An 8,940-nucleotide genomic window follows, 5' to 3' on the forward strand; every position below is an offset into this window, starting at 1 on the left:
AACTAGTTTGACTGTAGTCAAGCCTTTTCGGGATCTGTCATCCCGGAGTTTGGGTTCCTGAAGACGAGAAAGCCCGGAGTGATCCGGGCTTTCTTCTTTTGAGCGGCCTGCTGAGGGTTACTTCGCGAGCGCCGCGCGGTAGGCGGCGAGCGCCTCGGGGTGGCAGGAGAGCACGCGCTCGAGGTGTCCGCGCAGATAACAGATGGCGAGGCCGTAGTTCGTCATTGGCACGTCCTGCGCCTTGGCGCGGCGCAACCGCATGAGCATGTGGCGGCGCGTCACCACGCAACCGCCGCACTGAATGAGCACGGCGTAAGGCCTGAGGTCGTCGGGGAAGTCCTTGCCGACCGCCACTTCGATCTCGAGCTTTCGGCCGGTCTTCTCACGCAACCAGCGCGGGATCTTGAGCCGGCCGATGTCGTCCTTCTGCGGGTGGTGGCTGCACGTCTCGCAGATGAGCACGCGGTCGCCGTCCTTGAGCCGAGCGAGGGCCGCGGTGCCCTCGGCGAGCGCGATGAGGTCGCTCTTGGCGTAGGCCATCTGCAGCGAGAACGTGGTGAGCGGAATCGATTCGGGTGTCTGGCGCACGACGTCGTCGATCGCCTGCGAGTCCGTCATCACGAAGGCGGGCGGGCGCTTCAGCTCCGCGATCGCCTCGGCGACGCGGTCCTGCTGCACGACGACGACCTTGGCGTGCGCGTCGAGGAGTTCGCGGATCGCCTGCACCTGTGGCAGGATGAGGCGTCCCTTCGGGGCGCCCGAGTCGATCGGCGTGACGAGCACCGCCGTGTCGTCGGCGTGCGCGAGGTCGCCCGCGAGCGGCCGGTCGGGCTCGGTGTCGTCCTCGACGAGCCGGATGATCGCTTCGCGCAGCGCGTCGATGCCGGTGCGATCGCGCGCGTCGGTGACGACGACAGGGATCCCGAGGGCTTTCACTTCGGCGAGCACGGCCTCCGAGGGCGGCGTGACGCCCGCCTTGTTGAGCACGAGCACGGCGGCCGTGCCGAGGCGGCGGGCCGTCGCGACGAGGTCGCGGTCGTCGGCTTCGAGCCCTGCGGCGGAGGCGATGATGAGCGCGACGTCCACCCATTCGAGCACGGTCTTGGAGCGCTCGACGCGCGCGGCGCCGAGTTCGCCCACGTCGTCCACGCCCGCCGTGTCGATGAAGACCACCGGGCCGATCGGCGCGAGCTCGCAGGCCTTCTCCACCGGATCGGTGGTGGTGCCCGGAACGTCCGAGACGATCGAGATGTGTTGGTTGGTGAGCGCGTTGGCGAGCGAGCTCTTGCCGGCGTTGCGCCGGCCGAAGAGGCCGATGTGGATTCTGAGTCCCTTGGGCGTGTCGAGCATGGTTGGGTTTCCTCCAAACGTCGCCGGGCGGATCTTGGCGTGCGTGTTTTTTGGATTGTTCCGGCGACGCACTTTAGAAAAAAGGCCGGATGCGTGCATCCGGCCTTCTTGACTTGGAGCAATCCTCCGCGGGGGATTACTTCTCGATGTTCGTGCGGATCACGTCGCGCTCGAACCAGACGGGCGCGTGGTGTTCAGCGGCTTCCACCGAGATGGTGCCCGGGCCGAGGCGCCAGATGCCCTTGAAGTGGGACATCGAGAGCAGCGCGAGCGGGATGTGGGCGCACACGACGAGGATCGAGATGATGATCGAGCCCCAGACGTGGAAGTAGAACGTCAGGAAGTAGACGAGCTTGCCGGTGACCGGCGCGCCGATCCAGAGGAGCCAGCCCGTCACGATGAGGGCGGCGATCATGCCCATGAAGAGCAGATACGAGGCCTTCTGGCCGCCGTTGTAGCGGCCCTGCGGCGGAACGGTCTCCGGCCCGAGGGGGATGCCGAAGAAGCGGCGGGGATAGTTGCCGAAGTTGAGGAACCAGCGCAGCGTGTTGCGGTCCCACTCCAGGCAGGCGCGCATGATGAGCGCGAAGCGGTCCGGAGCGATGACGATGAAGCCGAGCAGATTGAACGTGAACACGGCGCCGAGGATCAGGTGGGCGAGCATCGTCGCTTCGGCAGCCTCGTCGGAGGGGTTGCAGAAGTAGACGTACACGCCCGTGAAGAGCAGCGCGAACCAGGTGATCGCGTTCACGGAGTGGAAGACCTTGTCCGGCGCATGGAAGCGCAGGATGCGGTCGTTGGGGGCGGCGGCGGAGATATTAGACATGAGCAGCCTCCGTCATGGCGAGCATGGAGCGGGAGTAGTAGTGCGTATGGAGCAGTTCGTGCATCGTGTGATCCACGGGCTTGGCCTTCATGTCCTTGTAGACGGACATGACCACCTTGTTCTGGTGGGAGGCCGTGAGGCCCATCGCCTGGCAGAGCTTGTCGTCCTTGTAGAGGCCGGCCTGACGGGCGAGGATGATGGAGTTGCGGCGCGCGACCATGTCGCCGATGGCCCAGCCGCAGACGACGGCGGCGCCGACGCACAGGCCGCTCACCTTCAGAAAGCCGCGGCGGCCGAGGATCAGGGCGGCGGGGCGTTCTGCGTAGGAATAGTTTTCAGAGAGCATTTCTTCTCGAACCTCAGTCAGGAATTAGACGCGCAGGGGGAGCGGGGTGGTGGGCTTGAGCCAGGCCGTGCCGGTCGACTGGACCGGCTGGCCGCCGCCGTTGACGCAGCCGCCCGGGCAGTTCATCACTTCGATGAAGTGGTAGCGGTTCTTGTCGACGCGAACGCGGTTGAGGACTTCCTTGAGGCCCTGGTTGGCGCCGTTGACGACGCAGACGCGGACTTCAAAGATCTTGCCGCCGAGCGCCTTGACGGGCACCGGGATCGTCGCTTCGACGATGGCGTTGTTGTGGCCGCGGACGACTTCGATGTCGCCCTTTTCGAGCTCCTTGCCCGAAAGCGCGAAGTAGGCCGTGCGCAGCGCCGCCTCCATCACGCCGCCCGAGCAGCCGAAGATCGTGCCCGCGCCCGTGTAGACCTCAAGCGGAGCGCGCTCGCGGGTCTTGGGCATGGTGAGCGGATTGATGCCCTTGCGGCGGAAGAGCTCGGCGAGGTCGCGCGCCGTGAGGGACGCGTCGATGTCCTGGAAGGACGGGGTGTCGGCCGGGATCTCCTTGTTTGCGACGAGCCAGCGCCAGGCGGAGTTCATCTCGGGGCGGGAGGCCTCGAAAATCTTCGCCGTGCAGGGCGTGCAGGAGACGAAGTACACCTTGCGCGGATCGCACTTGAGGATGTACTTGGCGGCCCAGGTCTTGGCGAGGGTGCCGCCCATCTGCAGCGGGGACTTGGCCGTGGAGAGGTGCGGGAGCATATCGGCGGCGTACGTTTCGGCGTACTTCACCCAGCCCGGGCAGCAGGAGGTGAAGTGCGGGAACGGGTGCTTGCCCTGTTCGTCCACTTCCGGACCACGTTCGCCGAGGATCCAGTACTGGACCTTCTTCACGAACTCCGTGCCTTCCTCAATGATCGTCTGGTCGGCCGTCGAGTTGCAGTCGTACGTCACGAAGCCGGCGGCTTCGAGGGCGTTGACGAGCTGCTCGGTCGAGAGTTCGCCGGGGGCGCCGCCGAACTCCTCGCAGATCGACACGCGCACGGCCGGCGAGGGCTGGGCGACGACGATCTTGTCCTTGGCGTCGAGCACGCGCTCGACCTGGTCGACGAAGCTCATCTGCTCGATCGCGTTGAACGGGCAGGCGACGAGGCACTGGCCGCAGGAGAGACACGCGTCTTCAACGATCGAGTGCTTGGCGCCGAGACCGCCCTTGATGGCGTCGGTCGGGCAGAACTTGCGGCAGGTGTCACACCCGACGCAGTGATCCTTGTTGATGTGGATGATGCCGCGCAGTTCACCCTTGCGCAGATTGCCGTGGAAGGCGGGGTCGTTCTGGCCGTAGGCGTTTGCGCCCGGCAGGAACGTACGAACCGTGGTCGTCATGGATGCTTTCTCCGGAGAGGGAAAAGGCGCGGCCTCGGGGGACCCTTGAGGACCCGCCGATCGCGCGATTCTTCTTCTCGTTGCTTCTCCGATGCGTGACGGACAGCCGCTTCCGGCCGGGGGTGATGGGCCCTGCAGCTGCCAGGGTCGTCAAAACACTCGGAGGTGGTTTTATTTTGAGCCGGGTAAGTCCATTATTTAGGGTAAAAGGGAGGCCCGGCGAACGCCTGCATTCTATCGTGGAGAATCTTCCAAAGTCAGGATTGAAAGTACCTCTTGCGGGATAAATTAACCTACGTAGAACGTACTGTTTTCAAATGTTTCTGACAGTCGTTTAATGCAGATCAAATGCGTCCCGAGCCTATTGCGAAACATTCCTAATTGGGTGAATTCCCGAGAAAAACAGTCGGGTATTTTGCCGCGTCATGCACGAAGAAAAGGAGGGGCGCCCCAACGGGACGCCTCTCCTTCAAAGGGTGGAGTCGCGACTGCCGCCGGGACTACATGTCCGCTTCCTTCAGGGGCGCGCGCAGCTCCGCGCGCACGTGGTCCATGCCCGCGTAGAAGGCCTTCATCATCACGAGGCCGAGGAACTTGCCCGCGTCGGTGACCACGATCTTGTCGGGGTCGGAGGGATCGTCGGTGATGGCGCCCACGAGCCTGAGGCCGAGCATCTCCTTCATCAGGTAACGGTCGACGTTGACGCTGTGCACCTCGCGGAAGTACTTGCGCGAGAGGCGGTGCGAGAAGAGGCCGAGCATCAGGCGATACTGCATGATGGCGTGCTTGTCGAACTGGCGGCGGCGCTCGACGCCCGTGTTGCCAGCGGCGATGCGCTCGGCGTAGCGGCGCAGGCTGAAGGTGTTCACGTAGAGGCTGTCGTTGAGGAAGCTGAAGGCTCCCGAGCCCACGCCGAGGTACTCGTCGTAGTCCACGACGTACTCGTCGAACCCCTCGTCGTTCGTGCGGCCGAACGTCCAGCTCGTGAGCTGGCGGTAGCGGCTTCCGAGCGTGTCGAGGATGCAGCGGTACTGGTCGGCGAGCTCCTCGCCTTCGGCGGCGATCGTCGCGCGCACGCTCGAGCGCGTCTGCGAGGTCACCATCAGCGGGTAGGTGGTCGTCTGGCGCGGATTGAGCTTGGCGATCTTCTCCATGTCGTCGTGGATCACGTCGAGCGACTGTCCGCGGAAGCCGAACATCATGTCCACGTTGCAGGTGGGGAAGAGCTCCTGCGCGTACTGCAGACGCTCGAAGATCTGCTCGCCGGAGCCGAACTTCTCATAGCGGTCCGAGAGCTTGAGGATGTCGTCGTTGAAGCTCTGCACGCCGATCGACATGCGGTCCACGAGGCCCTGCAGGTTGCGGAACTGCGGCGTCATGATCACCTGCGGGTCCGTCTCGCAGGAGATCTCCTTGATCGAGGGGAAGAGCTTCTTGGCGTGCTCGAGCGTCTTGATCAGCTCGTCCTCGAGGATCGTCGTCGTGCCGCCGCCCACGTACATCGCCTGGAAGTCGTAGCCGAGCGCCTTGACGTACTCCATCTCGCGCCGGAGGTTCTTGAAGTACTCGCGCGCCTTCCACTCCTTGAAGAGGAAGCGGTGGAAGGTGCAGTAGGTGCACAGCGTGTGGCAGAAGGGCACGTGTGCGTAGAGGAGGTACTTGTGGCCGTCCTGCGGCGCGGGGGGATTCTTCAGAATCACCGGGTCGCAGTGCAGGTACCGCGTGGTGTAGTAGTTCATCACGCGGTCGGTGAATTTGATCGACCAGTCGGGCAGGAGCTTGCGCGGCTGCGGGACGTAGTGTTGAGCGTTCGGCATTGAAGTTGTGAAGGGAATGATCTGAGAAGGCCGATTCTAAGTGCAACGCCCCCGCCGGAACACCCTTCGGAAGGGGCATTCTGCAAGAAAAACGCCTCCGGCCGCATCGGGCGGGAGGCGCTTCTTCGGAGGGCGGCGGGGAGGTCAGCCGTGCGTGGCGTAGAGCTTGGTGATCTCGTCCTCGAACTTCTTCGAGAGCGGCCCGCGCTTGAGCTTGAGCGTGGGCGTGATGAGGCCGCTCTCGATCGTCCAGGGCTCGTTCGTGAGGAGCGCGGAACGCGGCAGGGCGTAGTTCGGGAAGTCCGACGCGGCCGCCTTGGCGCGTTTGAGCGCCGCGGTGCGCGCGGCGGGCGCGTTGAGGCTCTCGGGGTCCTTCGGATCGAGGCCGAGCGATTCGGCGAAGCGCGCCCATTCGTCGGGATTGACCACCGTGATGAGCGTGAGGTACGGACGGTTCTCGCCCACGACGTAGCACTGGTCGAAGAGCGGATCGGTCTCGATCGCCGACTCGAGGTCCGCCGGCGGGATCTTCTCGCCCGTCGAGGTGACGATGATTTCCTTGATGCGGCCCTTGATCTTGAGCATGCCTTCGGCGTTGAATTCGCCCACGTCGCCCGTGTGGAGCCATCCGTCCTTCGTGAAGGCGGCGGCGGTGTCCTCGGGACGGTGCCAGTAGCCCTTCATGATCGAGGGTCCTCGGATCTGGATCTCGTCGCCCTCGGCGAGGCGCACCTCGACGTTGCAGAAGGGGCGGCCCACCGTGTCGGGTTGGTTGAACTCGACGCTGTTGCCCGCGATGATCGGGCTCGCTTCGGTCATGCCGTAGCCCTGGATGATCGGCAGGCCGAGGCCGCAGAAGGCGCGGGCGACCTTGTGGTTGAGCGCGGCGCCGCCCGAGATGGCGATGCGCAGGCGACCGCCGAACTGCGAGAGCAGCATGTCGGCCATGCGGCGCACGAGCGTGACGCGGATGATGCCGTCGAGCCAGGAGCGCGGACTCTGCTCAAGGGGCATCTTGTTGCGGCGGCAGAAGTCGCGCCAGCCCACCTCGACCGCCCAGTCGAAGAGCTTGCGGGCGATGGGCTTGGACTTGCGCAGCTTGTCCTGCACGCGCGCGTAGATGCGCTCGTAGACGCGCGGCACCGAAATCACGACCGTCGGGCGGATGACCTTCAGGTCTTCGGCGAGCAGCAGGATCGAGCGGTTGTAGGCGATCACGCAGCCCGTGGCGAGCGCGAGGTAGTAGCCCGCGGTGCGCTCGAAGGTGTGCGAGAGCGGCAGGAACGAGAGGAACGTGTCGCCTTCGCGCGGCGAGACGTCCTCGAGGGTCGCCTTGACGTTGCTCACGACGTTGCGGTGCGTGAGCATCACGCCCTTCGGGCGGCCGGTCGTGCCGGAGGTGTAGACGATGCCGGCGAGATCGTCCTCGAGCGGCCCCGCGGGGAGGTCGCCCGTCCAGGACGAGCCTGCGGCGAGGAAGGATTCGAGCGCGTGGACGCGGAAGAGCCCCTCTTCGCGGTCTTCGGTCTCACCGGGGTCCGTGATGAGCACGTGGTGCAGGTCGGGCATGCGCACGCCCGTGGCGCGGATCTGCTGCCAGCGCGAAAGCTTGTTCGTGACGAGCGTGCAGGCCTGGCTGTCGATCGTGATGAAGGCGCTCGCACCCGGGGTGTCGATCGCGTGCAGCGGTACGGGAACGAGGCCGTTGGCGAGCGCGGCCTGGTCGGCGCAGACGTGGTCGCGGCCGTTGGGCATCAGGATCGCCACGCGGTCGCCCGGCTTGAGGCCGAGGGCGCAGTAGGCGCGGCGCCACTGTTCGACGTGGCGTCCGAGCTCGGCGTAGCTCCAGCTCTCCCACTTTGAGGAGGCGCGGTCAAACTGGCGCAGCGCTTCGTGGTCTCCCCACTTGCGGATGCTGTGGACGAGCAGTTCGGGTAGGGTGGTCAGCCCGTCGAGTTCACTAGATCGGCCCATTCTTTTCTTCTGCTCCTCTTCTTACTGCGGGAGCGGAGCGCCGCACGCGGGCCTCTCCGCCGCCAAGGCGAAAACTAAAGCTACTTCACGGGGCGCGCGGAAAGTACGGTCAAAATTCAGTGATTATCCTACCACCATTCCGAAAAGTGATATGATTGATTTCGGTTGGAGAAACAGCCGCTCCGTTCCGCAGCCGCGGACGCCGGCGCATCAGGAGAATTATTCATGAGCAAGTACGCTTCCGTGCTCGAGCTGGTCGGCAACACTCCGGTCGTCCGTCTGTCCCGTCTTTTTCCCAACAATGAAGTCTGGCTCAAGCTTGAACGCGCCAATCCGGGCGGGTCGGTGAAGGACCGCATTGCGCTGCAGATGGTGCTCGACGCGCAGGCGCGCGGCGACCTCAAGGCGGGCGGCACGATCATCGAACCCACGTCGGGCAACACCGGCGTCGGCCTCGCGATGGTGAGCGCCGTTCTCGGCTACCGCATGATCCTCGTGATGCCCGAGTCGATGAGCGTCGAGCGCCGTCTCCTCGCCCAGGCCTACGGCGCCGAGCTCGTGCTCACCCCGGGGCCCCTCGGCATGAAGGGCGCCGTGGACCGCGCGCTTGAACTCCAGAAGGAGATTCCGGGCGCCTGGGTCGCCGGTCAGTTTGAGAATCCGAGCAACCCCAAGGCGCACGAGCTGCGCACGGGCCCGGAAATCGTTGCCGACTTCCCCGAAGGCCTCGACGTCTTCGTCTCCGCCTTCGGCACGGGCGGCAACGTCTCGGGCATCTCGCACGTTCTCAAGAAGGCCTGGCCCACCGTGAAGACCTATGCGGTCGAGCCGAAGTCGAGCCCGCTGCTCACGGAAGGCAAGGCCGGTCCGCACCGCATTCAGGGCATCGGCGCGAACTTCGTGCCGAAGAACCTCGATCGCGCCGCGATCGACGAATTCCTCGACATCGCCGATGACGACGCCTTCAACTACGCGCAGCTCGCGGCCCGCAAGGAAGGTCTGCTCGTCGGCATCTCGACGGGCGCCGTGCTCGCCGCCGTCGCCGGTCTGCTGCCCAAGCTCCCGAAGAACGCGCGCATTCTCGCGCTCAACTTCGACACGGGTGAGCGCTACCTCTCCGTCAAGGGCTTCGTGAAGGAGGCCTGAGCGGCTCCGCGCCCCGGCGGACGCTGAACCCACAACGCAAGGCGGGCGGACGATTCCATGTCGTCCGCCCGCCTTGCGTTTGTGGGGATGTGAGCCGCGCATCTTGC

7 protein-coding genes are annotated in these 8,940 nt (G+C 65.1%); 1 reads left to right on the forward strand and 6 read right to left on the reverse strand.

Annotated elements, in window-relative coordinates; genetic code table 11:
- Positions 1 to 117: 117 nt before the first annotated feature.
- The 6 genes from hydF to ACT6Y9_RS06015 form a co-directional block, all read right to left on the reverse strand.
- On the reverse strand, positions 118 to 1,350 hold the full coding sequence (gene hydF / locus ACT6Y9_RS05990; protein ID WP_443743855.1) for a [FeFe] hydrogenase H-cluster maturation GTPase HydF: 1,233 nt from the start codon (positions 1,348 to 1,350) through the stop codon (positions 118 to 120).
- Between the two features lie 136 nt (positions 1,351 to 1,486).
- Complete coding sequence (locus tag ACT6Y9_RS05995; protein WP_295477130.1) at positions 1,487 to 2,176, reverse strand: cytochrome b/b6 domain-containing protein; 690 nt, start codon at positions 2,174 to 2,176, stop codon at positions 1,487 to 1,489.
- Positions 2,169 to 2,522: an iron hydrogenase small subunit gene (locus ACT6Y9_RS06000; RefSeq protein ID WP_295477133.1), complete on the reverse strand. Its 354-nt coding sequence runs from the start codon at positions 2,520 to 2,522 to the stop codon at positions 2,169 to 2,171. Before ACT6Y9_RS06000 ends, ACT6Y9_RS05995 begins: the two co-directional genes overlap by 8 nt.
- A gap of 24 nt (positions 2,523 to 2,546) precedes the next feature.
- The gene (locus ACT6Y9_RS06005; protein WP_295477135.1) at positions 2,547 to 3,896 is read right to left on the reverse strand and encodes a [Fe-Fe] hydrogenase large subunit C-terminal domain-containing protein; all 1,350 of its coding nucleotides are present in this window, start codon (positions 3,894 to 3,896) and stop codon (positions 2,547 to 2,549) included.
- Between the two features lie 500 nt (positions 3,897 to 4,396).
- Complete coding sequence (locus ACT6Y9_RS06010; RefSeq protein ID WP_443743856.1) at positions 4,397 to 5,713, reverse strand: coproporphyrinogen III oxidase family protein; 1,317 nt, start codon at positions 5,711 to 5,713, stop codon at positions 4,397 to 4,399.
- 144 nt (positions 5,714 to 5,857) lie between these two features.
- Positions 5,858 to 7,687: an AMP-dependent synthetase/ligase gene (locus ACT6Y9_RS06015; protein WP_295477139.1), complete on the reverse strand. Its 1,830-nt coding sequence runs from the start codon at positions 7,685 to 7,687 to the stop codon at positions 5,858 to 5,860.
- Positions 7,688 to 7,912: 225 nt separating this feature from the next.
- Here ACT6Y9_RS06015 and cysK point away from each other — a divergent pair, with 225 nt between their 5' ends.
- A complete protein-coding gene (gene cysK, locus ACT6Y9_RS06020; RefSeq protein ID WP_443743857.1) occupies positions 7,913 to 8,833 on the forward strand; it encodes a cysteine synthase A in 921 nt (306 codons plus the stop codon).
- Positions 8,834 to 8,940: the final 107 nt, after the last annotated feature.

This window comes from Sutterella sp. (assembly GCF_052272535.1).
Taxonomy (GTDB): Bacteria; Pseudomonadota; Gammaproteobacteria; order Burkholderiales; family Burkholderiaceae_F; genus Sutterella.